The sequence below is a fragment of the Deltaproteobacteria bacterium genome (genome assembly GCA_003696105.1).
In the GTDB taxonomy this organism is placed as follows: Bacteria; Myxococcota_A; Polyangia; order Haliangiales; family J016; genus J016.
Genome location: RFGE01000161.1, coordinates 1 through 26298 on the forward strand (window position 1 = coordinate 1; position 26298 = coordinate 26298).

Annotated in this window: 22 protein-coding genes and 1 pseudogene; 9 read left to right on the plus strand and 14 right to left on the minus strand. The window is 72.2% G+C overall.

Translation table 11 applies throughout. The features are described 5' to 3' along the window. Positions 1-12: 12 nt before the first annotated feature. Genes D6689_10780 through D6689_10795 form a run of 4 tightly spaced genes read right to left on the minus strand, consistent with a single transcriptional unit; the run spans position 13 to position 5910 of the window. The gene (locus D6689_10780) at positions 13-1563 is read right to left on the minus strand and encodes a hypothetical protein (GenBank protein RMH41521.1); all 1551 of its coding nucleotides are present in this window, start codon (positions 1561-1563) and stop codon (positions 13-15) included. Next, positions 1564-3366 carry an amidohydrolase gene (locus D6689_10785; protein RMH41522.1) on the minus strand — a complete coding sequence of 601 codons (1803 nt, stop codon included), beginning with the start codon at positions 3364-3366 and terminating at the stop codon, positions 1564-1566. Further along, a complete protein-coding gene (locus tag D6689_10790) occupies positions 3308-4699 on the minus strand; it encodes an FtsQ-type POTRA domain-containing protein (GenBank protein RMH41523.1) in 1392 nt (463 codons plus the stop codon). Before D6689_10790 ends, D6689_10785 begins: the two co-directional genes overlap by 59 nt. Next, positions 4696-5910 (minus strand): PDZ domain-containing protein, encoded by a 1215-nt coding sequence (locus D6689_10795; protein ID RMH41524.1) that lies wholly within the window; start codon positions 5908-5910, stop codon positions 4696-4698. Before D6689_10795 ends, D6689_10790 begins: the two co-directional genes overlap by 4 nt. Before the next feature lie 25 nt (positions 5911-5935). On the opposite strand from D6689_10795, the gene D6689_10800 reads away from it, so the two are divergent. Both D6689_10800 and D6689_10805 read left to right on the plus strand, forming a co-directional pair. Continuing rightward, positions 5936-6424, plus strand: a complete 489-nt coding sequence (locus tag D6689_10800) for a hypothetical protein (protein ID RMH41525.1) — start codon at positions 5936-5938, stop codon at positions 6422-6424. After that, positions 6421-7590: a cystathionine gamma-synthase gene (locus D6689_10805; GenBank protein ID RMH41526.1), complete on the plus strand. Its 1170-nt coding sequence runs from the start codon at positions 6421-6423 to the stop codon at positions 7588-7590. The genes D6689_10800 and D6689_10805 overlap by 4 nt, the downstream gene beginning before the upstream one ends. Before the next feature lie 44 nt (positions 7591-7634). On the opposite strand, the gene D6689_10810 is transcribed toward D6689_10805, so the two are convergent. From D6689_10810 to D6689_10825, 4 genes are read right to left on the minus strand one after another with little or no spacing between them, the layout of a single operon-like run. Beyond that, the gene (locus tag D6689_10810) at positions 7635-8453 is read right to left on the minus strand and encodes an RNA polymerase sigma factor (GenBank protein ID RMH41527.1); all 819 of its coding nucleotides are present in this window, start codon (positions 8451-8453) and stop codon (positions 7635-7637) included. 42 nt (positions 8454-8495) lie between these two features. Then, entirely contained in the window at positions 8496-9647 is a 1152-nt protein-coding gene (gene add, locus D6689_10815; protein RMH41528.1) for an adenosine deaminase, read from the minus strand. A gap of 18 nt (positions 9648-9665) precedes the next feature. Next, complete coding sequence (locus D6689_10820; GenBank protein RMH41529.1) at positions 9666-10610, minus strand: glutathione synthase; 945 nt, start codon at positions 10608-10610, stop codon at positions 9666-9668. Next, positions 10607-12082: a sigma-54-dependent Fis family transcriptional regulator gene (locus D6689_10825; GenBank protein ID RMH41530.1), complete on the minus strand. Its 1476-nt coding sequence runs from the start codon at positions 12080-12082 to the stop codon at positions 10607-10609. Before D6689_10825 ends, D6689_10820 begins: the two co-directional genes overlap by 4 nt. Positions 12083-12156: 74 nt before the next feature. Between D6689_10825 and D6689_10830 the strand changes: the two genes are divergently transcribed. Next, positions 12157-13962 (plus strand): DUF2723 domain-containing protein, encoded by a 1806-nt coding sequence (locus tag D6689_10830; GenBank protein ID RMH41531.1) that lies wholly within the window; start codon positions 12157-12159, stop codon positions 13960-13962. Between the two features lie 218 nt (positions 13963-14180). Here D6689_10830 and D6689_10835 read toward each other — a convergent pair. Further along, positions 14181-14303 (minus strand): annotated as a pseudogene (locus tag D6689_10835) (EamA family transporter). A 34-nt stretch (positions 14304-14337) separates the two neighbouring features. Here D6689_10835 and grpE point away from each other — a divergent pair. Beyond that, positions 14338-14766 (plus strand): nucleotide exchange factor GrpE, encoded by a 429-nt coding sequence (gene grpE / locus D6689_10840; GenBank protein ID RMH41532.1) that lies wholly within the window; start codon positions 14338-14340, stop codon positions 14764-14766. A gap of 67 nt (positions 14767-14833) precedes the next feature. Here grpE and D6689_10845 read toward each other — a convergent pair whose 3' ends face one another. The 4 genes from D6689_10845 to D6689_10860 all read right to left on the minus strand — a co-directional run bounded on the left by D6689_10845 (position 14834) and on the right by D6689_10860 (position 17803). Continuing rightward, positions 14834-15760, minus strand: a complete 927-nt coding sequence (locus tag D6689_10845) for a tetratricopeptide repeat protein (GenBank protein ID RMH41533.1) — start codon at positions 15758-15760, stop codon at positions 14834-14836. Further along, a complete protein-coding gene (locus tag D6689_10850; GenBank protein ID RMH41534.1) occupies positions 15717-16166 on the minus strand; it encodes a hypothetical protein in 450 nt (149 codons plus the stop codon). The genes D6689_10845 and D6689_10850 overlap by 44 nt, the downstream gene beginning before the upstream one ends. 42 nt (positions 16167-16208) lie before the next feature. After that, positions 16209-16856 carry a hypothetical protein gene (locus D6689_10855; GenBank protein ID RMH41535.1) on the minus strand — a complete coding sequence of 216 codons (648 nt, stop codon included), beginning with the start codon at positions 16854-16856 and terminating at the stop codon, positions 16209-16211. An 89-nt stretch (positions 16857-16945) separates the two neighbouring features. Next, entirely contained in the window at positions 16946-17803 is an 858-nt protein-coding gene (locus D6689_10860; protein RMH41536.1) for a PspA/IM30 family protein, read from the minus strand. Positions 17804-17900: 97 nt separating this feature from the next. Here D6689_10860 and uppS point away from each other — a divergent pair, with 97 nt between their 5' ends. Next, complete coding sequence (gene uppS / locus D6689_10865) at positions 17901-18665, plus strand: di-trans,poly-cis-decaprenylcistransferase (GenBank protein RMH41537.1); 765 nt, start codon at positions 17901-17903, stop codon at positions 18663-18665. Beyond that, positions 18655-19494, plus strand: a complete 840-nt coding sequence (locus D6689_10870) for a phosphatidate cytidylyltransferase (GenBank protein RMH41538.1) — start codon at positions 18655-18657, stop codon at positions 19492-19494. Before uppS ends, D6689_10870 begins: the two co-directional genes overlap by 11 nt. An 18-nt stretch (positions 19495-19512) precedes the next feature. On the opposite strand, the gene D6689_10875 is transcribed toward D6689_10870, so the two are convergent. Beyond that, on the minus strand, positions 19513-21069 hold the full coding sequence (locus tag D6689_10875) for a glycoside hydrolase family 1 protein (protein ID RMH41539.1): 1557 nt from the start codon (positions 21067-21069) through the stop codon (positions 19513-19515). Between the two features lie 873 nt (positions 21070-21942). Here D6689_10875 and D6689_10880 point away from each other — a divergent pair. From D6689_10880 to D6689_10890, 3 genes are all read left to right on the plus strand, one after another. Next, complete coding sequence (locus tag D6689_10880; GenBank protein RMH41540.1) at positions 21943-24276, plus strand: PBP1A family penicillin-binding protein; 2334 nt, start codon at positions 21943-21945, stop codon at positions 24274-24276. Between the two features lie 133 nt (positions 24277-24409). Next, the gene (locus D6689_10885) at positions 24410-25978 is read left to right on the plus strand and encodes a chemotaxis protein (GenBank protein RMH41541.1); all 1569 of its coding nucleotides are present in this window, start codon (positions 24410-24412) and stop codon (positions 25976-25978) included. 20 nt (positions 25979-25998) lie between these two features. Next, the coding region (locus tag D6689_10890) for a hypothetical protein (protein ID RMH41542.1) at positions 25999-26298 on the plus strand (300 nt) is incomplete at its 3' end.

Sequence of the window (26298 nt, forward strand, 5' to 3'; positions counted from 1 at the left end):
CGCGCGGCGCCGTCACAGCAACCACGCGAGCAGCGCGATGACCGTGATGAGCACGACGACGCCCGCGCCGATCGCGACTGTCCCGCGGATCAGCGACGCGCGATCGTAGGCCTCGCGCTCGGCGAGCAGGCGATCGATCTCGGTCGACTTGGCGCCGATCGCGCTCCGCAGTTTGTCGATGCGCTCGTACAGGCCGGCGAACTCCGGCGCATCGATGCGATGGAGGTTGACGATCGTGCCGAGTGTGACGAGGCGGCGCTGGATCTCGGCTTCGGCCTGCGCCAGTTCGCGGTTGCGCCGCCCCTGCTCCGCCTCGATTTCCGCGAGCCGGTGGCGGTGCCCCTCGCGCGCGTCGTTGAGGCTCGCACGCGCGGCATCGAGTTCTTGCTCGAGAACGGCGACCTTGCCGGCCGCCTGCTCGATGGGGCGCTCGAGCGCGGCGAGCCTTCGCTCGATGTCCTGGCGCTGCGGGTCGAGGTCGGCCGCGTCGCGCCGCAGGTCCTCGGCCGCCCGGCGTAACCCGGCCCGCTCCTCGGCGCTCGCTGCCTTGGCCGCCTGCGCGTCGCGATCGTCGGCGGCCTTGAGGTTCGCCTTCTGCTGGCGCTCGATCTGTTTGCGCTGGTCGCGCAGCGTCCGTCGCTGCGCTTCGAGCGCCGCGAGTTCGGCCTGCGCTTTTTCGAGCCGCTCCTGGGCCTCGCGGACCTTGTCCTCCCGTTCGGCGGAGATCTCGGCGAACCGCGCGCGCTCCTCCGCCTCGCGGTTGGCGAGCTCGGCCAGCGCGCGATCCGCCTTGGCCCGCTTGGCCTCCGCCGCATCGATCGCGGCGTTCTCGGCGCGCAGCGCCCGATTGTCGATCCCCATCGCGCGCACCTGCTTGCCGAGCACGCCGAGCAGTTCGTCGAGTGCGGCGGTTTCGGCGCGGATGTCCTGTTGCAACTGCTTGACCGCGCGGCGTCGCTGCCAGCGCGCGCGCGCGAACGCGACGGCGTAGCGCGCGGCGGACCACACGCCGCCGTCCGGCACGTCCGGCACCGGGTCGAGTTGGATCGGTTTGGGGGCGGCCGCGAGGTCCGCCGCGGTGACGCGCGTCGGCGGAGGGTCCGGCACGCTCGGTGCGCGCGTCTCGCCGCCGCCGTCGGCCCGCCCGCCTTCGCCCGCGGCGTCCGCGCGCCCGCCTTCGCCCGCGGCGTCCGCGCGCCCGCCGGCCCGACCGTCCTCGGGACCGGCGTCGGCGCCGTCACGCGCCCGCAGCGCGCCGGCGCCGCGCCGCTCCGGCGTCCCCGGCGGTGGCGGCGGCGACGGCTGCCGCGGTCGCCGCACTCCGGCCGGGCCGACGTGCGGCAGCTCGACCGACCGCGCGTGCGGCGCCGGCATCGCCGCACCGGTGGACGCGCGCGGTGGCGGCGTCGACGGCCGGCGCACGTCCGGGGCCGCCGCGGGAGCCGTCGGCCCGCGCGTCGGGTCGGCCCGCCGTTTCGGCGGCGGCGGCAGCCGCCGAGCGCACGCACCGCAGTGCGTCGCCTCGTCCGCGTTGTCCGCGCTGCAAAACGGGCAGAACCGCATCTATCGACAGAGTAAATCGGCCGCCGGCGGCTCGGCCAGCTCCGCCCGCGCCCATTCGGATGCGTGCACCGCGCGCCCGCCGACGACCGTGAGTTCCACCTTCGTGGCGAGCAGCGACCGATCCGCGGCGAGCGGGCGGTCGAACACGGTCACGTCGGCGAGCATGCCGGCGCGCAGCCGGCCGACGCGGTCCTCCGCGAAGCCCGCGTACGCCGCGTCGGCGGTGAACGCGTGCAGCGCCTCGGCCAGGGTCAGGCGCTGGTCCGGGTACCAGCCGCCGGGCGGCTGCCCTTGTGCATCCTGCCGGGTCACGGCCGCGTACACTCCCAACAGCGGCGACACCTCCTCGACCGGAAAGTCCGAGCCGGCCGCGATGCGCCCGCCGGACGCGAGCACCGAACGCCACGCATACGCGCCGCGCACCCGCTCGGGGCCGAGCCGCTGCTCCGCCCACCGCATGTCGCTCGTGGCGTGCGTCGGTTGCATCGACGCGATCACGCCGAGCGCGCCGAATCGCGGTATGTCCTCGGGCGCGAGCACCTGGGCGTGCTCTACGCGAAACCGCAGGTCCGCACCCGGGTGTGCCGCGATCGCGCGCTCGAATGCGTCGAGCGCGTTGCGGTTGCCGCGATCCCCGATCGCGTGGACCGCGACCTGCCACCCGGCGTCCGCGGCCGCCATCGCGAGCGCCGCGAGTTCGTCGCGCCCCGTGATCTCGAGTCCGGTGTTGCCCGGGTCGTCGGCGTACGGCGCCAGCAGCGCCGCACCGCGCGAACCGAGCGCGCCGTCGGCGAATGCCTTGACGCCGCGGAGCGAAAACCGGCCGTCGCCGTCGTCGAGGTAGCGCTTGCGCGTCGCCAGTTCGCCCGCGATGCCGGCGCGGTACGCCAAAAGCGCATACACCCGCAGCGGCAGCTCGCCGTCCGCCGCCATCTCCCGGTAGACGGCGATCGTGTCGTCGGTCAGCCCCATCTCGTGCACGCCGGTGAGACCCGCCGCCACCGCAACCCGCGCGGCGGCCGCGATGCGCCGGCGCCGCTCGGCCGCCGACGGCTCGGGGATCTTCGCCTCGATCAGATCCATCGCCGCGTCGACCAGCACGCCGGTCGGCTCGCCGGCCGCGTCGCGCACGATCTTGCCGCCGGGCGGGTCCGCCGTGGCCCGCGTCACGCCGGCGAGTGCGAGCGCGCGCGAGTTGGCCCACAGCGCGTGCCCGTCGACCCGGCGCACGGCGACCGGGTGGTCGGGCACGGCGGCGTCGAGCGTAGCGCGCGTCGGAAACCGCGCCGGCTGCCATCGAGTCTGGTCCCAGCCGCGGCCGGTAATCCACTCGCCAGCCGCGCGGCCCGCGGCCGCCGCCGCGATGCGCTCGGCCGCCTCGACCTCGCTCGCCGCGCCCTTGAGCGCCACCGTGGCGAGCGCGCCGCCGAGCCCGTACAGGTGCGCGTGCGCGTCGATCAGCCCCGGCGTGACCGTCCGGCCGTCGAGATCGATCACGCGCGTGCCCGGGCCGACGTGGCGGCGCACTTCGGCTACCGTTCCGACCGCAACGATTCGGCCGTCGCGCCACGCGATCGCCTCGGCGTGCGGCGCCGCGTCGTCCATCGTCCACACATCGCCGCCGATGAGCGCGACGTCCGCGGCCGCCGCGCACGGCCCGGCGGCCGGCGCGCGCGGTTCACGCGCCCCGCCGCCGCACGCACCGGCGACCACCGCGGCCGCGGCGGCGACGGTCGCCCGCGCGCTACAGCTCCGTGAGCCCCACTGCGAAGTACGTTCGTATCTCACCGCCCGGCAGACCATACCCCACATCGAACCCGAGCAGGGGCACGACCACCGAGCGGAAGTAGACGCGAATGCCGCCGCCGATGCCGTTGCGCCACGGCGCGAAGTGGTCGGCCGGATCCGGCAGATAGCGGCGGAACGTATCCTTTTGGATGTCGCGGTCGAGGAAGTCGGTGTAGGCCGAGTCCCAAAACGCGAGCGCGCGCCACGACAGCGACCAGAACGTCACGAGCGGCACGGAGTATTCAATCGTTCCCTTGACCTTGAAGTCGCCGCGGAACTCGCGGTTGCGAAATCCGCGCAGGTCGACGCCACCGGAGGTGTACTCGTGTTGCATCGGCATGTCCTTGCCGATGCCAAAGCTCGCCTTCACGATCAGATTGTCGTCGTCGAACAGGTGGCCGCGGCTGCCGAAGAAGCCGCTAAACCCGGCGTACCAATAGTCGAAGTCCGACCCCAGCGACGGCTCGGCTCGCTCGTAGCTCAGCCGGTATCGGTTGCCGGTACGAATGCCGTACCAGTTGGCGCGGCGGTCGAGCTGAAGGATGTATTCGGTCGACACGTCGAACCCGGTATCGCCCGGCGTCGGCGCACGCCGCGCGGGTCCATCGTCGCAGCGCATTGCCTCGGCGCTCGTGTCGTCCGGGTGAACCACGTCGGCACACGTGACGCCCGGCTCGAGAGTCGCGTCGTACCACTTGACGTGGGCGCCGCGCAGCCGTGCGTCGAAGGTGAACGCGCGAAACAAACTGAACCCGAGCTTGACGCCCCCGTTGAGGTAGCGCATCCGCGACGTGCGCACCGGGCGAATCGAAGAATCGGTCACCCCGCTCGGGATGCTGTACTCGGTCACGTCTTCCCACCGCAGGAACGTATCGACCTGCCAGCGAAACCTCGTGCCGGCGATCGACGGGTCGACGTAACCGCCGATGAAGAACGAGTCGGCCGTCGCGATCTGGCCGTACAGCAGCAGCTTCTTGTTTTCGCCGAACAGGTTCGCCTCGGCGAACCCGACGCCGCCACCTCGGTTACCGGGCTGGTTGTAGAACGTCGGCGCGACGATCCAGCTGTGCTTGTCCCGCGCGAGGATCGTGATTCGAACGCCGCCGGGGACGGGCTCCGAAAAGACCTCCACGGACTTGAACAGCTCGCTCGACACCAGCCGCACGCGGATCTCGTCGAGCAACTGGTACGAAAACTCGTCGCCGGGTTCGACGTCGGCGATGAGCAGCACGGTCTCGTCGCTCGTCTTGGTGTTTTCTTCGACGACGATCTCTTTGATTTTGTCGGCTGCGGCTGCGCGCGGAGCGAGCGCCAGCACGGCGAGGACGGCGGCGGCGATTCGAGTCATGGCGTAGTGAAGTCCGGCAACAAGTCTTCCACGAGCACGTCGATCGTTTCCAGTGATCCCGCGCGGTCGATCGTCACGGCGATCGGCTCGCCGACGTCCACCGCGGCCACGATCGCGTCGATCTCGGCGGCGTCGGCGTCCGCCAGCGACTCGCCGCCGAGCTCCGTCACCCGGTCTCCGACCTGCAGTCCCTTGGCGGCCGCGTCCGTCGCAGGGTAGACGAGTGCGATCTGCCACTGGCCGGGGCCGCCGGCCAGTTCGAAGCCGGGTCCGATGAACTCGCGCGGGTCGACGTGCGGCGTGTCCGCGTACGCGCCCAGGGCGATGCGGCGCCCCGCACAGTCGATTCCAAACGCGAAATAGCGCAGCAGCGACCCTCCGACGATCGCGTCGACGCGCTCGCCCGCCTCGGCCGACAGCGCGGCGAACGCATCCCACCCCGGGATGACCAGCGCGGGCACGCTGGTGCGAGTTGCAGCGGAAACCTCCACGCGGCCTACCCGGGTAAGGTAGGCCGGCAGCGGCCCTTGCGCCGTGTCCACCGTCACACCGTCGAGCCGAGGTCGCCCGCCGTCGCCGAGCCGCGCGACCAGGTCCTCCGACAACGTGAGCGAACTCGCCCCGGTGTCGACGAGCGCCGCCACCGGCATCCCCTCGATGACGACTCGGGCGATCACGCGCGTCGGTGGGCGATCGACCGTGCCGCACGCCGGGCAACCGATCGCCGAGTAGGTGCCGCCGCCGCGCACCGCGACGTCGACCCAGATCGGCTCCGCCGCCGCGACATCCGCCGGCCACGTCGCAGGTGGCTCGTCCAGCAGCCACGCCCGCCCGCCGCGGTAGTCGAACACGGCGGGCAACGCGCACAGCAGGTCGGCGCCGATCAGCCCGTCGATCGGCGCGCCGCCGAGCGCATCGTACGCGAGCAGCTCGTAGTCGGCGAACCGCAGCCCGAACGCGGCCAGATCCACCCGGTGGACGCCGGGCGCCAGCTGCGGAAACGAGTCGACGTCGGCGACAGAGAACGGCGCCCCCGTATCGACCAGGAACGTCCCCTCGCCGGCGCCCTCGACCGTTGCGCGCACCCGCGGCGTATCGACCACCACGGCGATCGCGGTCTCCTGGCCTGGCTCGCCTTCGACCCGCAGGCCGTCGCCGGCGCACGCGGCCAGTGCGAGCGCCACTGCGATCCATCGGCACCGGCCCGACACGGCGAAATTATGATATGCCCCGGCCATGACCGCAGCCGAAACCGCGACGCGAAACGTCATCGAATCGACGCTGAGCGACAACCCTGCCTATCGCAAGCTCGACGACCGCCTGTACATCGTCAAGCAAGGGTCGACCTTCGTCATGATCAATATCGTCGACATCGGCGGCGGGCGCGCACAGGTGCGCTGCATCGCGCAGCTGGTCAAGGGCGTCGACATGACCGAGAAGCTCGCGCTCGATCTGCTCACCCTCAACACGAAGCTGCGGTTCGGCGCATTCGGCTACGAGCCCAATGGGCGGCTCATCCTGTTCATCCACTCCATTCTCGGCGGCGACACCCTCGACCCCGAGGAGTTGCTCGCCACCGTCGCGGACGTCGCGCTGCTGGCAGACGAGTACGACGACAAGATCATCGAACAGTACGGCGGCCAGCGCATGAAAGACCTGCTCGAAGAAGCTGCGCTGTCGCGCATCGTGTCGCACGCCGACCTCAGCGCATTTCCCAAAGCATGACCCGACGAGACGAAGCCGGTTTCGGTACGCGCGCCGTGCACGCGGGGCAGTCGCCCGATCCGACGACGGGCGCCGTCATGACGCCGGTGTACCTCACGTCCACCTACGCGCAGGAGAGCCCGGGCCGCCACAAAGGGTTCGAGTACTCACGCACGCACAACCCGACGCGGTTCGCGCTCGAGGCCAACATCGCCGCCCTCGAGGGCGGCAAGCACGGCCTCGCGTTCGCATCGGGCCTCGCCGCCACATCGACCGTGCTGCAGCTGCTGTCGGCCGGCGACCACGTGATCGCGACGGACGACATGTACGGCGGCACCTATCGGCTGTTCGACAAGGTCTACCGGCGGTTCGGCCTCGAGTTTACCTACGTCGATCCGCGCGGCGGCGGGCCGGCGGTCCAGGCGGCGCTGCGCCCGAACACACGCCTCGTGTGGATCGAGACGCCGACCAACCCGATGCTCAAGCTGTGCGACATCGCGCAGGTCGCCGAGGTGTGTCGCGCGCGGGACGTGTTGCTCGCCGTCGACAACACGTTCATGACGCCTTACTTTCAGCGGCCGCTCGAACTCGGAGCCGACCTCGTCGCGCACTCGACGACCAAGTACCTCAACGGCCACTCGGACGTGGTCGGCGGCGTGCTCGTGACCGACAGGGACGACCTGCACGAGCGCCTCGCGTTCCTGCAGAACGCGGTCGGCGCCGTGCCGTCGCCGATGGACAGCTTCCTGGTGCTGCGCGGCACCAAGACGCTGCACGTGCGCATGCAGCGCCACGCCGACAACGCGGGCGCATTGGCCGAGTGGCTGTCGCGCCATCCCCAGGTCAAGCGTGTGGTGTACCCCGGCCTGCCGTCGCACCCGCAGCACGAACTCGCGCGCCGGCAGATGCGCGGCTTCGGCGGGATGATCAGCTTCGACCTCGCCGGCGACCTTGCGGCGGCGCGCCGGTTCCTCGAGGCGTGCGAGCTGTTCGCGTGCGCCGAGTCGCTAGGCGGCGTCGAGTCTCTGATCGAGCACCCGGCGATCATGACTCATGCGAGCGTGCCGCCCGAGCGCCGCCGCGAACTGGGCATCGACGACGGGTTCATCCGCCTGTCGGTCGGCATCGAGGACCTGGACGACCTGCGCGCCGACCTCGAGCGCGCGTTCCGCGCCGCAGCCACCTAGCGGGACGCCTTCTTCGCCGCGATCGCGTTCCGCGCCGCAGCCACCTAGCGGGACGCCTTCTTCGCCGCGATCGCGTCCCACGCGCCCGACTCGAGCGCGGCGACCATGCGCTCGCACAGGTCGGGGGGCGGCTCCGGCGGCGGCAGGTTGCGGTAGACGGCCTGGACGTCGCGAAGCGGCGCGTCCTCGCGGTCGGGGCCCGCGCCGTACCGGCCGAACGGCACCGGCTTGGCGCGCAGGTTCACCTCGCCGGACGTGCGGATGAACCCTTTGTGGAGCGCAATCCCGACGCGCGCGGGGCACCGGCACGGATTGAGAGGATCGATGTGCTCGCACCGCGGGGCGAGGTAGTCGGCGATCTTCTTGCGCGCACGCGACAGCCGCACCTTGTAGGCGCTGGAGGACACGCCGAGAATCTTGGCCGCCTCCGCGGCGCCGACACCGAGCACCGCGTCGAGCGCAAATGCCGCCCGCTCGCCGGGAGGTAGGCAGTTCATGACCGCGGTCATGCAGCCCTGCTTGAGCTCCCACAACAAGAAGTCGCGCTGCGGATCGCTGAGCGACCGCACAGCGTCGGTGCGCGTCGCCTCGCTGCGCAAGGTCTCGTCGAGCATGTCGAACGTGACCTCCGGCGATCGCGGCAGGCGCTTTTCGAGCACGTGGCCGGCGATGCGCAGCAGCCACGCCTCGACGCGGTCCTCGTCCGGCAGGTCATCGCGACCGACGTAGGCGCGCAGGAACACCTCCTCGACCGCGCTGGCCGCCCGCGCGGCGTCGAGGGTCATGCGGAAGGCAAAGTTGTACAGGGTGCGGCAGTGCCGGTCGATGAGGGGACGGAACGCCTCGGCAGCCTTGGACACCACGGTCGGGCCATCGTATCACGGCCGGCCGGTTCGCCGGCCGCGTCAGCGCGTGATGTCGGTCGCAGGTTGCGGCGGCTCGGCCGCATCCGGCTGCGGCGCCGCACACGCCGCCTGGCGGAAGTCGGCGTCGTCGCGCGCGGTCCGGCCGTTGGCCGGCGCCTGGAACGTCGCGAGTTCGCGCGTGACGTCGCGCAACAGGTCCGCCTTCTCGCGATAGGGCAAAAACGCGCTCTTGAAGCCGGATACCACGACGTCCTTGATGCGATCGAGATCCCACCCGTAGTGCTGGTGGCACAGCCACAGTTCCTTGGACACGGTCGTGTCGGTGATCAAACGGTTGTCCGTGTTGATCGTCACCCGCAGGCCGTAGTCGACGTAGAAGTCGACCGGGTGCGACTCCCAGCCGCTGCAGGCCTTGGTCTGGATGTTGGACGACACGCACACCTCGAGCGGAATGCGATGGTCGTTGACGTAGTTGAGCAGGTCGCCATTTTCGCGCAGGCGCGTGCCGTGACCGATGCGGTGGGCGCCGCACTGGTGGATCGCCTGGGCGATCGACTCCGGGCCGTACGCCTCGCCGGCGTGCGCGGTGCAGTTGATGTTGTTCATCAAGATGAGTTCGAACGCGGCGCGGTGGTGTTTGGCCGGGTTGTTCATCTCGGCGCCGGCGAGGTCGAAGCCGACGACGTGCCGGTTCTTGTAGGCGACGCACAGCTCGGCCATGCGCACGGACGACTCGGCGCTCATCGACCGGATCCCGCACAAGATGACCCCGTAGCGGATGCCGAATTCGCGCTTGGCCATGCGCAGGCCGTGCAACACCGCCTCGACGATGTCCGCCAGACCGAGGCCGCCGCGGCGGTGCAAAAGCGGGCTGTAGCGCACCTCGAGGTAGCGCACGTTCTCGCGGTGGGCGTCCTCGGCCAACTCGTAGGCCGCGCGCACCAGCGCATCGCGCGTCTGCAGCACCGACAGCGTGATGTCGAACGCCTTCAGGTAGTCTTCGAGCGACTCGCACCGCTCGCCGGCGTACAGCAGGTTGAACAGCTCGCCGCGATCGAACGTCGGCAGGTCCACGCCCTGCTGTTTGGCGAGGTCGATGATGGTGTCGAGCCGCAAGCTGCCGTCGAGGTGCAGGTGCAGGTCCGTCTTCGGCAGTTTCTCGATCAGGTCGAGAGTCAGGGCGGCAGTCATCCCGCCAGTATAGCAGGATCAGCGGGCGCGCTCTTCGAGCCAGTCGAGCACTACCGCCGCCCGGCTGCCCCCCTCCAGAGCGTCGATGTGGCGAATCCCCGTCGGGGATGTGACGTTCAACTCGGTCAGCCGGCCGCCGATGACGTCGAGCCCGACGAAGTACAGGCCCAGCTCTCGCAGCCGCGGCGCCACCGCCCGGATGATCGCCCAATCGGCGTCGTCGATCGCGGTCGCCACCGCGCGACCGCCCACGTGCAGGTTCCCGCGCGCCTCGGCGCCCTGCGGCACGCGCAACACCGCCCCGATCGGCTGGCCATCCAGCAGCAAGATGCGCTTGTCGCCGTCGACCGCCTCCGGGATATAGCGCTGAGCGATCGCCCACGCGCGCCCGTGCTGCGTCGCCGTCTCGAGCAGCGCGCTCGTGTTCGGGTCGCCGCGCCGCACCAGGAACACGCCGAGGCCGCCGAACCCGTCGACCGGCTTGACGACGATCGCGCCGCCCTGCTCGTCGAGAAACTGAGCGATCCGCGTGCGGTCGCGCGTGACGATGGTCGGCGGCGTGAGCTCGGGGAAGTCGAGCACCGCCAGGTGCTCGTTGAACTCGCGCAGCCCGCGCGGATCGTTGACGACGAGCGTCTTGTCGCGGGCGCGGTCGAGCAGCCACGTCGCGTGCAGGTACGCGACGTCTACGGGTGGATCCTTGCGCATGAGCACCGCGTCGACCGCCTCGATCGGGATCGTCGCGCGCTCCTCGGCGCGGAACGCATCCTGCGGCGCGTCGGCCAGCCCGACCGCCGTACGCTGTGCGGCCGCCACCGGATCGTCGTGCTCGAGCGACAGGTGCTCGGGCTGGCAGGTCCACACCTCGTGGCCGCGAGACGCCGCCTCGAGCATCAGCGCGTACGACGTGTCGCCGGCGAGGTCGAGTCGGTCGAGCGGATCGACGATGAACAGAAACCTCATGGCTCGGCGTCGGCGTCCCGCCCGCCCACGCTGACCTTCGTCGGCAACAGGTGGTCGAGCCCGTGCTTGCGCATCCGGTAGTACAGCGTCGACCGGTTGATGCCGAGCAGGCGGGCGGCTCCGGCGATGCTGCCGTTGCTGCGGTCCACCGCCGAGATGATCTCGCGCCGCTCCTCGTCGGCCAGGCGCTCGGTGAGCGGCCGGCTCGGGTCGGCCGCCGTGGCCGCGGGGACGGCCTCGGCCGACGCGGCCTGCGCCCGCGGGCCGAAGTCGAAGTCGTCGGCGTCCAGCTGCGGGCCGCGCGCGACGATCAGCGCCCGTTCGACCACGTTCTCCAGCTCGCGCACGTTGCCCGGCCAGGTGTAGCGGCGCAACTTGTCGAGCGCCGCGTCGGTGACGCCGGCGACCCGCTTGCCGGTCCTCGCGCCGTACTTGGCGAGGAAGTGGTCCACCAGCGGGCGGATGTCCTCGATGCGATCGCGCAGCGGCGGCAGCACGATTGGAAACACGTTCAGCCGATAGTACAGATCCTCGCGGAACGTCCCGTCCTCGATCATCTCCTCGAGGTTGCGGTTGGTCGCCGACACCACGCGGACGTCCACGCGCAGCGTCTCGGTGCCGCCGACCCGTTCGAACTCCTGCTCCTGCAGCACGCGCAGCAGCTTGATCTGCACTTCCATGGGCAGGTCGCCGACCTCGTCGAGGAACAGCGTGCCTCCGTCGGCCAACTCGAACCGTCCCGGCCGGCGCGCCACCGCGCCGGTGAACGCGCCCTTCTCGTGGCCGAACAGCTCGGACTCGAGTACGCCGGGCGCCAGCGCGGCGCAGTTGACGCGCACGAACGGCTTGTCCTCGCGCGGCGAGTTGATGTGGATGGCGTGGGCGACCAGTTCCTTGCCGGTGCCGGTCTCGCCCCGGAGCAGCACGGTGGACATCGTGGGCGCGACCTGTTCGACCTTTTGCAGCACCTCGCGCAGCGCCGGACTGTCCCCGATGATGTTGCCGAAGTCGAACGCGCCGTGGATTTCGCGGTTGAGGTAGCCGGTGTACGCGGCGAGTTGCTGCTGCATGCGGCGGTTCTCGCGCACGAGGTGAAAGCGCTCGATCGCCTGGACCAGCGTGCCGCGCAGTTCCTTGGCGTCCCACGGCTTGGTCACGTACCGATAGATGTGGCCGAGATTGATCGCGTCGATGAGGACATCGACATCGGTGAAAGCGGTGAGGATGATCCCGACGGCGTCCGGCCGGATCTTTTGCGCCTCGCGCAGAAGATCGAGCCCGGTCATCTTGGGCATCCGTTGGTCCGACACGATGACGGCGACGTCGTGCTCGGCCAGCAGGTCGAGCGCTTCGGCGCCCCCGGTGGCCGTGAGGACCTTGAACGCCTTGCGAAAGTTGAACCGGAACGCGTCGAGGTTGTCCTGTTCGTCGTCGACGATGAGGATCGGGTATCGGTCGAGCGGTAGCGTCATGGCGGCCCCGGCGCGAAACGCGGCTCGCCCGGAGATAACATGGCGCGCCGGGCCTGTATAGTCGGCGGTAGAGGGTGCGCGCGCGACTGCCAGGGATTGCCGTATTCCTCGCCGCGTTCGCGGCGTATGCGGCGACGGCGTCGCCGGCCATCGGCTGGCTCGATTCGCCGGAGTTCGTCGCGGTCGGCGCGTCGCTCGGCATCGCTCACTCGCCGGGGCATCCGCTGGCGGGCCTCCTCGGCCGGCTCGCGACGCTCGTGCCGGTCGGCGATGCGGCGTTTCGGGTGAACCTGCTGTCGGCGGCGTGCGGCGCGGCGGCGGCGGCGGCGCTGTACGCGCTGGCGCGCGAGGCCCTCGGCCGGCTGGCCCCCGCCGTCACCGGCGCGCCGCGCGAGGTGGTCGCCGCCGCGGTGGCGCTGACGGTGGCGCTGTCGGTGGCGGCGTGGCGCCAGAGCGTGCGCGCGGAGGTCTACGCACTGCAGGCCGCGCTGCTGTTTGCGGGCGGTGCGCTGGTCTTGCGATGGGACCGGCGGCCGCGCGTGCGGCCGCTCGCGGCCGCGGGTCTCGCCGCCGGGCTGGCGGGCGCCCACCACCACTGGATGGCGGCGCTGTTCTTCGGCCCGGTCGCGGTGTTCGCGCTCGCGCGGCGGCGGCCACGGCGGCCGACGGCGCGGGCGGCGGCCACGGCGGCGGCCGCGGCGGCCCTCGGCCTCGCGTCGTTCGCCTACCTGCCGGTGCGCGCCGCCGCCGACCCGGAGGTCAACTGGGGCGACCCGCGCACCGCGGACCGGTTTGCGTGGACGGTGACCGCGCGCGCCTTCCACCGGTCGCTCGGCGCCGGCCACGTGTCGTCGCCGGCGCAGGACGCAGCCGAAGTCACCGCGGCCGTGATGGACGACGCGACCCCCGTGTGGTTCGCGCTCGCGGTGCTCGGCGCGTGGGCCGGACTGCGCACGCGCGGCCAGCGGGGCACGGCGGCGCTGTTGATGGCGATTGCGGGCGCGGCGGCGGGGGCGCGCGTGGCGCTCGGCTACGACCCGGGCACGCCGGACCACGACGCCTACCTGTGGCCGGCGATCGCCGCCGTCGCCATCCTGGGCGCGGCCGGCCTGGCGAGGCTCGCGGACTTCGTTCCGCGGACCGCGGTCCGCCCGTATGCGGTCGCGGCGGCGGCGGTCGCGGCGGCGGTCGTGCCGTGGCAGGCGGCGCGCAGCGCGCCGATGGCGCGCATGCGCGGCGCCTATGCCTCCGACGACCTCGCGCGCGTCGAGTTGGACGCGGTGCCACCGCGGGCCGTGCTGCTCATCGGCTACTTTCAGACCAGCTTCCGCATCGCCGCGTTGCGCGCCGTCGAAGCCGCGCGCCCCGATGTCGCCGTGCTCGACCGGAGCTTTCTGACGTACCCGGGGTTCGCGGACGTCGCGCGCCGCCGCTATCCGGAGCTGGCCGCGATCCTCGACGCGCCGCTGCGCGCCGGCGCGCCGACGCCGGTGCGCGATCTGGTGGCGCTCCGGCGCCCGGTATGGGTGCAGCTACATCCAAACCTGGACGACGAGGTCAAGCCGCGGCTGGTGCCGGAGGGCTGGTTCGCGCGGCTGGCCCCCGCGCCGGTCCCGGCGGCCGACCGCGACCGGGTCGAGCCGGTCGACGCCGCCGATCGCGACCGGCTCGACGCCCTGCTCGCGGGCGCCCATCCGGCCGACCGCGAGCCGGTGCGCGACGCCCTGTTGTGGCACGACTACTTGCGGGCGGAGTTTTACTGCCAGATCGGGCGCGTCGATGCCGGGCGGCGCGCGCTCGCCCGCGCGCGCCGGCTCGCCCCGGACGACGTGGCGCTGGACGCGCTGGCGCGACGGTGCGGCCCCACGCCCACACCGTGAGCCGGCGCGGCCCCGGCTCGCCGATGCGGCGCGGCGAGTTCAGTCGGGGGGGTACACACTCCGCGCCATGGTCGGCGCGCCGCCGGCTCGTCGATGCGGCGCGGCGAGCTGCCGGGCCGACGACCGGCGCGACGGCCGTGCGAGGGTTGCGCAATCCGTGTGCCGCCTTACGTTGGAGGCATCGTGCAGATTCCCGTTCACCCATTGATCCCGCAGCCCGACCCCGGCGGCGCCGGCGCCGCGGAGAGCCCGGCCGCCGGGGCAGCGGAGCCCGGCTCCGGCGGCGGTCCGGCCGGCGGCGACCCGGCCGGCGGCGCTCCCGCCGGCGGCGCTCCCGCCGGCGACGGCCCGGGTCCGGCAGCCGGCGCCACGCCGGTGGCGGGCGCCGCGGACGGCGACGACAAGCAGCGCCTGCGCGCGGCCCTGCGCGAACTCGAGCGCGCCAAGCAGCGGGTCGAGCGCGACGCAGCGCGCGTCGCCGCCCAGACCCGCGACGACCTGCTCGCCCGCCTGTTGCCCCTGCTCGACGACCTCGACCGCACCATCGCCGCGGCGCCGCCCGGCGATCTGCGCGACGGCGTCGCCCTCGTCCGCGACAAGTTCGAACGCGTGCTCGCCGACTACGGCCTCGAGCGCGTGCCGACCGTGGGCCATCGGTTCGACCCGGCGGTCCACGAGGCCGTCGGCGTCGCACCGGTGGCCCCGGATCGCGACGGCGAGGTCGTATCGGAGTGGCAGCGCGGCTACCGCGCCGGCGACCGCGTCCTCCGCGCGGCCAAGGTCGTCGTCGGCCGCGCCGCGTGACCACGGTCGTCGTCGGCCGCGCCGCGTGACGCCGGCCGGCTGCGACGCGCCGCGTGACGCCGGCCGACTACGCTCCGCCGAGACGACCGAGTTCCGCGCGGGCGCGCGCCGCCCACTCGCTATCGGGGTCGAGCCGCAGGTAGGCCTCGAAGTGCGCGCGCGCCTGCGCGACGCCGCCGACGCGCGCGAGGATCACCGCGAGGTTGTAGTGCGCGTCGGCGAATTCCGGGCAGCGCGTGGCGACGTGGCGCAGCTCGGCGATCGCGAGTTCCGTCTCGCCGAGGTCGTCGAGCACGTTCCCGAGGTTGAACCGCGCTTCCGGTTGCTCGGGATCCAAGTCGAGGGCGCGCTCGTAGCAGGCGCGCGCCTCGTCGCGCTTGCCGGCGCGGTACAGCACGTTGCCGAGGTTCGTGTGGGCGGCGGCGATCCCGGGATCCTTCGCGAGCGCCTTGCGGTACGCGGCCTCCGCGGCGGCGTCGTCCCCGGCCGCCTCGGCATCGCAGCCGGCGATGAACCAGCGGTACGCGGTCTGGCCGGCCGCCGGCGGCTCGGCGCGCGGAGCGATCGGCGCGACGTCGGCGAGCTGGTCGGTGAGCGCGGACACGGCGAAGTCCATCACGACCTGCCCGGATTCGGGCCGGTAGACGACCGACTCGTCGACGACGACGAGGTTGTCGCCGTCCGTGCACACCTTCAGTTCGGACAACGGCCGGTCGACGTGAGGAAGTTGCGATCGCAACTTGTCGAGATTGCGCCGTACGCGCTGGAGCGACAATCCCTTGTCGAGCAGGTCGACGGCGCAGCGCACGCCGAGCAAGTCCTTGAACGTGTAGTAAAAGCGGCCGCCGCGGCGCACGCTCGGGCCGACGAACCCGGTTTGCGCCCAATAGCGCAGGCGCGCCTCCTGCAGCCCGAAGATTCGGGCCACGTCCTTGACGCTGTACTCCTGCTCAACCACGGACGGCTCGCGCCTGCGTCGCCTCGACGTCGACATCGATCTGTACGTGAACACCACTGGCGCGCACCCGCAAGTCCACCTGCGGCGACACGAGTTTGCAGCCGGCGCGCGCCTCGGCCTCGGCGATCGCCAGCTCCGTCGCGCGGCGGCGCACGCGCGGGTCGGATGCGAGCAGGTCGGCCACGCGCCGCGCGGTGGCGGCGTCACATTCGTCGCTCACCGCGCCGGTGGCGCGGGACAGGTCGATCGTGACCATCGTGGACCCGAAGTAGCCGCCGCCGTCGACCTGGCCCTCGGACAACACCTGCGCGAGCCCGAACAGGATCTCGATCGCCGGGCTGCTGAGGCGAACGCGGATCTCGCGCTCAAACAGGGACACGCGGCGCGCGGTCGCCATCGGCTTGCGCTGCGGCGCGGCGGGGGCGGGCGGGGCGGTCGGCATCGCCGCGATCCTATCAGGCGCCCCGACGTGTATCCAAATTCCCTACATGAGCACGTCGTCGGGCAGATCGCCGGCGACGAACCGCCGCTCGAGCGCGTCGACCGCGTCGCGAAGCCGCGCGCGCAGCGCGTCGTCGGCGCGAAACAGAATGCCCATGCCCGGCACGTCCTCGTCCTCGATCACGACGGTGTGGCCGACGACTCCGGTCACGGCGAGCGGCTCGCCGCCCGGGATGTCGATGCGCAAGTGAACCTCTGACTGTTCGGGCAGCGGCCGCTCGGTCACCACGAACACCCCCTCCTCGTTGATGTCGCGCGTGACCGTCTCGACCGGGCCGTCGAGCGAGCCGTACGTGACCCGCAGCCGCAGCGGAAGGCGCCGGCGGGACCGCAGGTCGAGCAGCCCGCCGCGGACGTAGCCGCTGATGTAGTTGATCTTCTCCCGATCCTCGAACGTCACCGCGATGGCGCAGCCCGCCGGCCCGCCGTCGTCGGCCGCCGGCCGCCGAGAGATCACGCGGCCGTGCAAGATGATCTTGGGTCCGCCCGACCCGACGGTGAGGTCGACTCGCGCCTGCACGCCGACTTCCGGCGGATTGTCGCACGCGACGAACACGGTGCAGTCACGCGGGTCGAACACCTTGACCCAATCGGCCTTGTCCGGCAGATCGGCGATGAGTCGGGCCACCATCCTGCACCCGCGATGGTATCACGCTCCGCGGCCGCCGCCGGCCGCACAGCCGCGGCCGCGGCCGGCACGGCGGTACTCGCGGGCAGGGCTCACGACTTGGCGGCCTCGTCGCCGGCCTCGTCCTCCTCTGAGTCGTTGGCCGCCTTGTCCTTGGCGATCTCCTGTTCGAGATCGGACAGGTCGAGGTCTTCGAGTTCCTTGAGGTCCTCCTCGGACAGCGCGGACTCCGCCGGCGCCTCGAGCCGTTTGCGGTCGCCCCCGCCGCCGTCGCCGAGCAGCCCCATCTTGGCCTTCAGCTCGGCCAGCTCGTCGTCCGCGCTGGCCGTCCCCGACTCGAGCGCCAAGAACCGGTTCTCGAGCGTGTCGCCGCCGAGTTCGCCGGCCAGCTCGGCCCCGGCCTCCGCCTCCGCCTCGAGCATGTTGATGCGGTCGGCCATGCGCTCGAACGTGTCGAACGCGCTCGTGTCGCCGAGCCCCTGCATGGTCGCCGCGATCTGCTGTTGCGCCTCGGCGCGCTTCTTGCGCGCGATCAGGATGTTCTTCTTGCGCTTCGCCTCCTCGATCTTGTTGTTGAGCAGGCGCAGCGCATCCTTGAGCTTGGCGACGGCCGCCTTCTGGCCGAGCCATTGTTGCTGGAACTGAGCGGCGATGGTCTCGTGCTCCTGTTTGCGGACGAGCGCCTCTTTGGCCAGCTCATCGTCGCCGGCGCGCACCGCGACCATCGCCTTTCGCTCCCACTCCTTCGCGCGGTCGAGTTCCTGGTTGTATTGCTTTTGCAGCTTCTTCTCGTCGGCGATCGCGACGGCGACCGACTTCTTGGCCTGCACCAGTTGCTGCTGCATCTCCACCAGCACCTGGTTGAGCATCTTCTCCGGATCCTCGGCCTTCGAAATGAGGTCGTTGATGTTGCTCTTGATCAGCGTTCCCAGTCGCGAAAAGATGCCCATGACGCCCCTAAGTCCTTTGTTTTGCTAGGTTGAAGGTAGCCTACGGGATCGCCCGGTCGGTTGCAACGGGTCGCGGCGCGCGATATACGGCCCGGCCATGGCAGACCGGTTACCGCGCCATGTCGCCATCATCATGGACGGCAACGGCCGCTGGGCCCGCACCCGCGGTCTGCCGCGCAGCGAGGGCCACCGAGCCGGTGCCCAGAGCGTGCGCGACGTGGTGCGCGCCGCCCGCCAGATCGGCATCGAAGCGCTCACGCTCTACGCGTTTTCGTCCCAGAACTGGGACCGCCCAGTCGACGAGGTGCAGGCGCTGATGCACCTTTTGCGCGACTACCTGATCGAGGAACGCCCCGAGATCATGGACAACGAGATCCGGCTGCGCGCCATCGGCCACGTCGGCCGGCTGCCGGCGGACGTGCTCGAGCCGCTCGAGGCACTCATCGCCGACTCCGCCGGCAACGACAAGATGACGCTGACCCTGGCGCTGTCGTACGCGGGGCGCGACGCCATCGTGGACGCCGCCCGCGCGTGCGTCGCCGACGGCCTCGCGGCCGCGGAGATCACCGAGGAGACGTTCGGCGCGCGGCTGCCGACGGCGGACCTGCCGCCGCTGGACCTGCTCATCCGCACCAGCGGCGAACAGCGCATCAGCAACTTCCTGCTGTGGGAGGTGGCGTACGCCGAGTTGGTGTTCGACGACACCCTGTGGCCGGACTTTCGCCGCGCCAATCTGTACCGCGCCATCGAAGAGTACGCCCGCCGCGAGCGCCGCTTCGGCAAGACCGGCGATCAGATCGCGCGCGAGGCGACCGCGCCGGCCAGCTCGAACGGCCCGCGGGAGCCGTCCCATGAGCGGTAGCATGAGCAACCTCGCGTCGAGAGTGCTCGTCGCAGTCGTCGCGGTCCCGATATTGCTCGCCGCGATGTATCAGCAACGACCTGAATGGACGTGGGTGCTGGTGTTTGCGGCGTCGCTGGTCGCCATGTACGAGTTCTTCGCGATGGCACTCGACGACCGGACCGACCGTGCCGCGAGCCTCGCGATCGGCGCGGCGGCGGCCGCCGCGCTGTACTGGGTGCCGGCCGAGCGCGGGGCGCCGCTGCTCGCGATGGCCGCGACCGTCGTCGGCCCGGGCATCTACTACCTGTTTCGCTTCGGCGACCAGGCGACCGTCGCGCGCCGGCTGGCGTTCAGCGTCACCGGCATCGCGTACGGCGGCCTGCTCACGACGTTCATCGCGCTGCTCAAGCGCGACGCGGCGGCCGCCTACGCCGGCGCCACGTCGGGCCACTTCATCCTGCTGATCCTGGCGGTCCCGTGGATCTCGGACACCAGCGCCTACTTTGCCGGGCGCGCGCTCGGCCGTCACAAGCTGTACCCGGCGGTCAGCCCGGGCAAAACGGTCGAGGGCGGCATCGGCGGGCTCGCGGGCGCGTGCGCGGCGGCGGCCGTCGTCAAGGCGGCGGCGCTGGGGAATCTGCTGTCGTGGATCGACGTCGCGGTGCTCGGTCTGGCCGGCGGCGCGCTGTGCCAGATCGGTGACCTGATCGAGTCGCTGCTCAAGCGGTCGCTCGGCGTAAAGGACTCCGGGACGATCTTCGCGGGCCACGGAGGCGCGCTCGACCGTATCGACGCGGTGATCGTGTTCGCCCCGTTCGTGTACCTGTACCTGCGGCTCGCCGCGTAACCGCGCGCGTCCTGCGCGTTACAGCGGCAGCGTCGGACACAGCGTCTCGGAGCCGGGATAGCCGTAGTCGGCGAACAGGTCGACCGGCACCGCGTTGGCCTCGATGATGCGGCGGTAGACCGCGGCGCCCTCCCCGGCCGTGCGCCGCCGGTCCGGATCGCCGTAGTCGACCCGGTACAGGCCGAACCGCGGGCAGAAGCCGCTGGACCACTCGAAGTTGTCCATCAGGCTCCAGTGGAAGTAGCCGCGCACGTCGATGCCGTCGCCGATCGCGCGCGCCAGTTCGTACAGGTGGTCGAGCAAGAACCGCGGGCGCTGCGCGTCGGTCGCGTCCGCGAGACCGTTTTCGGTGACGATGATCGGCAGGCCGTACGCCTGCAGCTCGTCCAGCACCTCGCGCAGGCCGCTCGGATAGATCGCCCAACCGAAGTCGGTCTGCGGCGCGTCGAACCCCTGGCGATCGAGGTTGCTCTGCAGCGGCAGCCCGATCACCGGGAAGTTGTTGTCGTTCGCGGTCGGCACTACGAGGCTCACGCCATAGTAGTTGAGCCCGACGAAGTCGAGCCGCCCGCGCAGCGCGTCGCTGGCGCGCGTGTCCTCCGGGTCGTCCGCGTCGAAGTCGAAGTTGCGGTCGACGTCGCCGCGCACCAGCGCATTGAGCACGAAATCGTTGGACAGGTAACGGATCATGTCGGTTGCGCGCACGTGGTCTGGGTCGCCGGGGTCCAGCGGCAGGTAGACGCGCATGTGATGCGCGATCGACACCTGCGCCGCAATGCCATCGCCGTCGGCGTCGACCGCGTCGGCCTCGTGAATCGCATCGTAGGCGCGCGCGTGCGCGTCGATCAGGTTGAACAAGACCGCGAACGCCCCGTCGATGTCGAACGACTTGCCGGGCGGCGTCGACCCGGCGATCCAGCCGCCGAGCACGTACGGGATCGGCTCGTTGATCGTGATCCACAGGTCGACTTCGCCGCCGAACTCGGCCGCCGCCCAGCCCGCGAACGTCGCGAACGCCTCGGCGGTCGCCGGGTCGACCCAGCCCGGTCTGCCGTCGAGGTCGGTGAGATCGTGCAGCCACACGGGCGTCGCAAAGTGGTGCAGCGTCACCATCACCGACAGCCCCTCCGCGCGCGCGGTCGCGAGCATGTCGTGGTAGGTGGCGACCGCGTCGGCGTCCGGCGCGTCGGGGAACGACTCGGCGGTCGGGAACACGCGCGACCAGTCGATGCCGAGCCGGATCGCGTTGGTCGACAGCGCCGCCGCGGCCGCCAGGTCGTCGGGGTAGTGCGTCCAGAAGTCGGGGCCGTCGTCGGCATGCTCGCCCTCGGGGCAGTCGCCGCACAGCCCCAGCGTCTCCCACTGGTACCAGTCGGTCGCGTGCAAGCCGCCCTCGACCTGATAGGGCGCGATTGCCGTGCCCCACAGAAACCCCGCCGGAAACGGGGCGACCGGCGGCGGCACGACCGCATCCGGCGCGCCGGCGTCCGCCGAACCGCCGCCGCCACCGCCGCACGCGCCCGCGACGGCGGCGGCGATGGCAAGGCGGAGGGCTCCACAGGATGCGCGCAGCATGGCGCCGCCGAGGCTAGCACGCCGGGCGGCGCTGGTTTAGAACACGACGCCGATGCCCACCCCCGCTGCGCCGCACCGGATCCCGCTGGCCGTGACCTGGCGGGGCGGCGTCCACTTGGCCGGCACGCCGATCTGGTGCGACGCGCGGCGGGCGCGAGACGTGTGCTTCGTGTCCCACGCCGAGGCCGGATCCCGCGCGCGCCACGGCCAGTTGATCGCGACCCGCGAGACGCTCGCGCTCGTGACGACCGCCGACTGCGCGCGCCGGCCGGAGTCGGCGCTACCGGTGCCGTACGGCCGGCCGTTTTCGCTCGGAGACGTGCGCCTGGAGCTGTTTCGATCGGGACACGCGGCCGGTGCCGCGTCGCTGTCGGTCCAACGCGACGGCCGCTGCGCCGTGTACGCGGGGCCGGTGAACCCGCACGGCGGCGGGCTCGGCGGCGAGGCGGACGTGCGCCGCTGCGACGAGTTGGTGGTCGACGCGCGCTACGCCCACCCCCGCTACGCATTCCCGCCGTGGCAGCAAGCGCGCGACGACGTGGTCGCGTTTTGCCACGCGGTGCTCGCGCGCGGGTCGACCCCCGTATTGCTCGTGACATCGGCCGCCAAGGGACTCGACGTCGCCCGCCAGCTCACGAACCTGCGGCCGGTGCGCGGGCACCGCGCGATCCATCGCGCCGCGCGGCGGCTGCGCGCGGCCGGCGGCGATCCGCCGCAGATCAAGCGCTGGGCCGGCAAGCTGCCGCGCGGCGAGATCGTCGTGTGGCTGGCGGATGCGCCGTGGCGCGAGCGCGCGGGCGTCCGCGCGCTCGTGTCGGGGCAGGCGTGCGACGCGGCGCGCGTCGACGCGCTCGCGGTCGACGCCGCCTTCGCATGGAGCAACTGCGCCGATTACGGCGAGCTGCTGCGGTACATCGAGGCGACCGGCGCCGAGCGAGTATTCGCCGTCGGCCGCCACGCCGAGTTTCTCGCGTCGATGCTCGACGAGGTCACGCCGATCGGCGGCGCGCGCCAGCTGTCGCTGTTCTGACGCCGGCCGGCCGAGCGCGCTATCCTGCGCGCGTGCGCCGGGTGCACATCGCCAACCCCGTGCGGCGCGCGCGCGCGCTGCGGCTGGCGGCGGTCCTCGCCGCGTGGGTCGCCGTGGCGGCGCCGGTCGCGGCCGGACTGTGGGCGCTGGCGGCGTTGCGCGAACTCGCGGCGAGCCTGCCGGCGGTTCCGGATCTCGACGGCTGGGAGCGGCGCGCACCGGCCACGTCCGTCGTGGTCGCAGCCGACGGCACGATCGCGGCCGAGATCCCGTTCCGCGTGTCGGACGCCGAGGCGGGCCATCGCTTCCCCGTGCGGTTCGACGACATACCGCCGCGCATGGTGCAGGCGGTGCTCGCGGCCGAGGACCGGCGGTTCTTCCGCCACGGCGGCGTCGACCTGCGCGCGGTGGTGCGCGCGGCGTGGGCCAACTATCGCGCGGGCCGCGTCGTCGAAGGCGCGTCCACACTCACCCAACAGGTGGCGCGCAACCTCCTGCCTCGCGCGATCGGCCGCGAGCGGTCGCTCCGCCGCAAGTTTCGCGAAGCGCTGCTCGCGCTGCGCATCGAGCGCGCCTACGACAAACGCCGCATCTTCGAGGTGTACGTCAACCACGTGTTCCTCGGCGCCGGCAGCTACGGGATCGCCGCGGCCGCGCGCGCGTATTTCGACAAGGACCTCGCCGACCTGAGCCTCGCCGAGACCGCGCTGATCGCCGGCCTGGCGCAGGCGCCCGGCCGGGCCGACCCGAGGCGCGACCCGGTCGCCGCGCGCGCGCGCCGCGACGAGGTGCTCGAGCGGATGTGGCGCGCCGGCTTCGTGAGTGAGGCGGACTACCGCGCCGCGGCGGCCGAACCGATCGCGCTGCGGCGTCATGCGGTTGCCTATGGAACGATCGCGCCGTGGCACACCGAACGCGCACGGCAAGAGGTCGCCGATGCGTGGCCCGGCGACCTCGCGATCGGCGGGCTCACGATCGAGACGACCGCGCAGCCCGCCCTCGCGGCGGAGGCGGAGACGCTCGCCCGGCACCACGCCGCCGAACTCGCGCGCCGCCAGCGCACGCCGCCGCCGCAGGTCGGCGCGGTGATCTGGGACCACCGCACCGGGTACGTCGAGGCGACGGTCGGCGGCCTGTCGTGGGCCGACAGCCGCTTCGACCGCGCGACCCAGGCGTGCCGCCAGCCGGGGTCGGCGTTCAAGCCGCTGGTGTACGCGGCGGCGCTCGAGCGCGGCGCGATCACGCCGGCGACGCCACTGCGCGACGCGCCGATCGCCGAATGGGACGATCGGCTCGGCGTCCACTGGAAGCCCACCAACGCCGGCCGCCCGTTCCGCGGCGTCGCCCTCGCGCACGATGCACTCGTCGCGTCGCTCAACGCCCCCGCCGTGGCCGTGCTCGACCGCGTAGGCGCGCGGGCCGTGATCGACTTCGCGCACCGCCTCGGCATCACGTCGGACCTCGCGCCCGTGCGGCCACTGGCGCTCGGCGCGTCGTGCGTCGTGCCGCTCGAACTCGCCGGGGCGTACGCGGTGTTCGCGCGCGGCGGGCGGGCGGTCGAGCCGGTCTTCGTCACGCGCGTGCGCCGCGGCGCGCACGTGCTGGTCGACCGCGCCGATCCGGCAGACCCGACCCTGCGCGCGGCGCGGCGGTTCGACCGGCTGGCCGCCACCGTCGGCCGCGCGGCGCCGCGTGTCGTCGACGCCGGCACGGCGTACCAGGTGACGGCGATGCTCGCCGACGTGGTGGCGCGCGGGACCGGCCGGGCCGCCCGCGCCGTCGGCCGCCCCGCCGCCGGCAAGACCGGCACGACCAACGGCAACACCGACGCCTGGTTCGTCGGGTTCACCGCCCGCGTCGTCGCCGCGGTCTGGGTGGGCCACGACGACCCGGCGCAGGCGCTCGGCCCGCGCGCCGACGGCGCCCGCGCCGCGCTGCCGCTGTGGGTCGCGCTGGTCGGCGCCGCCGAACGCGGCCGCCCCGCCGAGCCGGTCCCGGGTCCGCCGCCGCCGGGCCTCGTCGCGGCGCGCGTCGATCCCGAGACCGGGTTGCTCGCCCCGCCGGGCAGCGCCGCGGGGATCGAGTTGTACTTTCGGCCGGGCACGGAGCCGCGCGAACTGGCCGGCGCCGGCGCGGGCGCGCCGCCGGACCCGACGCGGCTCGGCCGCGATTTCTGACCGCGCGGCGGCGCGGCGCGCGCCGGCGTGTGCGTCGCGCGCGCCGCCGGAGGACGTCCGCCGGTCGGGGGCGCCGACTGCCGCGAATTCCGGGTCGGCCGCGGCCACGTGGTACGCTGCGCGTCGCAGCGGGATGGCGACCGACCACGAGACTTCCTCGTTTCCGTTCCTGGGATTTGCGACGCCGGTGCTCGCCCTCGCGTTGGCGGTCGCGCTGCCGAGCCAGCCGCGCGCCGTCTACGCCATCCTGGTCGCCGCCGGCGCGCTGGGGCCGCTGTGGGAGCTGTTTCGGCGCCAGGCGCAGATCGACGCGCTGGTCGACCAGCTCGCGGGGCTCCAGCGCGGCCTCGGCGGCAAGGTCGAACGGCTCGCGGCGGCCTCGCGCGAACACGACGGTCACCTCGGCACGGCGCTCGGCGACCTGGAGCGGCTCGCGCAATTCTTCGCCCAGCAGGTCGCGGCCGTCGACAACACGACCGCGACCCTCGAGGCGATGAACGCCGCGCTCACCGAGATCTCGGGCAGCGTCGAGACGCTGGCCGCCGCGGCGGAGCAATCGTCGGCGTCGATCCTGCAAATGGCCGCGGCCAACGACGAGATCGCCGAGAACATGGTGACGCTGGCCACCTCGGTCGCCGACTCGGCGTCGGCCATCGAGGAGATGACCTACTCGACCAAGGAGGTCGCCGCCAACGTCAACGAGCTGTCGACCGTCGCGGAGGAGACATCGAGTTCGATGAACGAGATGGACATGTCGATCCATCAGGTGCAAAACCACGCGAACGAGACGGCCAAGCTGTCCGAGGAGGTCGCGCGCGCCGCCTCCGCCGGTGTCGAGGCGATCAAGCAGACCACCGCGGCGATTCACAAGATCCGCGAGTCGTCGAGCGAGGCGACGCGGGTCATCGGCCAGCTCGGCGGCCGCATCGCCGAGATCGACAAGATCCTGCAGGTGATCGACGACGTCGCCGAGCAGACCAACCTCCTCGCGCTCAACGCGGCGATCATCGCGGCCCAGGCCGGGGACCACGGCAAGGGCTTCGCGGTCGTGGCCGACGAAATCAAGGACCTCGCCGAGCGCGCCGGCGCGTCGACCAAGGAGATCGCCGAGCTGGTCAAGACGGTGCAGGCCGAGTCGCGCAACGCGATTCAGGCGGTCGAGATCGGCGCCGTCCAGGTGGACGAGGGCGTGCGCGTATCGCACGACGCCGAAAACGCGCTGCGGCGCATCCTCGACAGCGCCGAAAAGACGCGCGCGATGATGCGTGACATCGCGCGCGCGACGGTCGAGCAGGCGCGCGGCTCCAAACAGGTCACCGACGCGATCAACCGCATCGCCGAGACGGTGCAGTCGATCGCGACCGCCACCAGCGAGCAATCCAAGGGCTCCGAGGCGCTGATGCGCAGCGCCGAGAAGATGCGCGTCATCACCAAGCACGTCGAGCGGTCGTCGCAGGAGCAGACCCGTGGGTCCAAGCAGATCACGCGGGCCGTCGAGGCCATCGCCGAACAGGTCCACGCGCTCAGCGGAGCGCACCGCGAGCAGACCAAGGCGGCGGGCGAGCTGCTGCGCACGCTGACCAAGATTCGCGACGCGCTGCGGGACAAGGCGGGCGAGGTCGACGCGCTGCGCACCGAACTCGGCCAGCTCGAGGTGTCGGCGACTCGGTTGCGCGCCGCGGCCCGCGAGCTCGCGGGCTGATTTGCTACACTGCCGGGCGTATGTTCGGCCTCGGCGGCTGGGAGATCATCATCATCGCGATCGTCGCGCTGCTCGCGCTCGGTCCCGACAAGCTCCCGGACACGGCGAGGAAACTCGGCAAGGGCATTCGCGACCTGAAGCGGCAAACGCGCGAGCTGCAGGCCACGATCGAGCAGGACGCGCAGATCGGCGAGGCCGTGCGCGACCTCAAGGCGGCGCTGCGCGGCGAAGACCCGCCGCCGCGGCCCAGGCGGCCCGCGCGCGCGGCCGGCGGCGGGGAGGCGAGCCGCGACGGGGCCGGCGCCCCCGCGCAGCCCGGC

What these genes read in the sequence shown, in the direction of transcription:
- D6689_10780 (RMH41521.1), bottom strand. Translation starts at nt 1,563, where the DNA reads ATGCGGTTCTGCCCGTTTTGCAGCGCGGACAACGCGGACGAGGCGACG.
- D6689_10785 (RMH41522.1), bottom strand. Translation starts at nt 3,366, where the DNA reads ATGGTCTGCCGGGCGGTGAGATACGAACGTACTTCGCAGTGGGGCTCA.
- D6689_10790 (RMH41523.1), bottom strand. Translation starts at nt 4,699, where the DNA reads ATGACTCGAATCGCCGCCGCCGTCCTCGCCGTGCTGGCGCTCGCTCCG.
- D6689_10800 (RMH41525.1), top strand. Translation starts at nt 5,936, where the DNA reads ATGACCGCAGCCGAAACCGCGACGCGAAACGTCATCGAATCGACGCTG.
- D6689_10805 (RMH41526.1), top strand. Translation starts at nt 6,421, where the DNA reads ATGACCCGACGAGACGAAGCCGGTTTCGGTACGCGCGCCGTGCACGCG.
- add (RMH41528.1), bottom strand. Translation starts at nt 9,647, where the DNA reads ATGACTGCCGCCCTGACTCTCGACCTGATCGAGAAACTGCCGAAGACG.
- D6689_10820 (RMH41529.1), bottom strand. Translation starts at nt 10,610, where the DNA reads ATGAGGTTTCTGTTCATCGTCGATCCGCTCGACCGACTCGACCTCGCC.
- D6689_10825 (RMH41530.1), bottom strand. Translation starts at nt 12,082, where the DNA reads ATGACGCTACCGCTCGACCGATACCCGATCCTCATCGTCGACGACGAA.
- D6689_10845 (RMH41533.1), bottom strand. Translation starts at nt 15,760, where the DNA reads ATGTCGACGTCGAGGCGACGCAGGCGCGAGCCGTCCGTGGTTGAGCAG.
- D6689_10850 (RMH41534.1), bottom strand. Translation starts at nt 16,166, where the DNA reads ATGCCGACCGCCCCGCCCGCCCCCGCCGCGCCGCAGCGCAAGCCGATG.
- D6689_10855 (RMH41535.1), bottom strand. Translation starts at nt 16,856, where the DNA reads ATGGTGGCCCGACTCATCGCCGATCTGCCGGACAAGGCCGATTGGGTC.
- D6689_10860 (RMH41536.1), bottom strand. Translation starts at nt 17,803, where the DNA reads ATGGGCATCTTTTCGCGACTGGGAACGCTGATCAAGAGCAACATCAAC.
- uppS (RMH41537.1), top strand. Translation starts at nt 17,901, where the DNA reads ATGGCAGACCGGTTACCGCGCCATGTCGCCATCATCATGGACGGCAAC.
- D6689_10870 (RMH41538.1), top strand. Translation starts at nt 18,655, where the DNA reads ATGAGCGGTAGCATGAGCAACCTCGCGTCGAGAGTGCTCGTCGCAGTC.
- D6689_10875 (RMH41539.1), bottom strand. Translation starts at nt 21,069, where the DNA reads ATGCTGCGCGCATCCTGTGGAGCCCTCCGCCTTGCCATCGCCGCCGCC.
- D6689_10880 (RMH41540.1), top strand. Translation starts at nt 21,943, where the DNA reads ATGGAGCAACTGCGCCGATTACGGCGAGCTGCTGCGGTACATCGAGGC.
- D6689_10885 (RMH41541.1), top strand. Translation starts at nt 24,410, where the DNA reads ATGGCGACCGACCACGAGACTTCCTCGTTTCCGTTCCTGGGATTTGCG.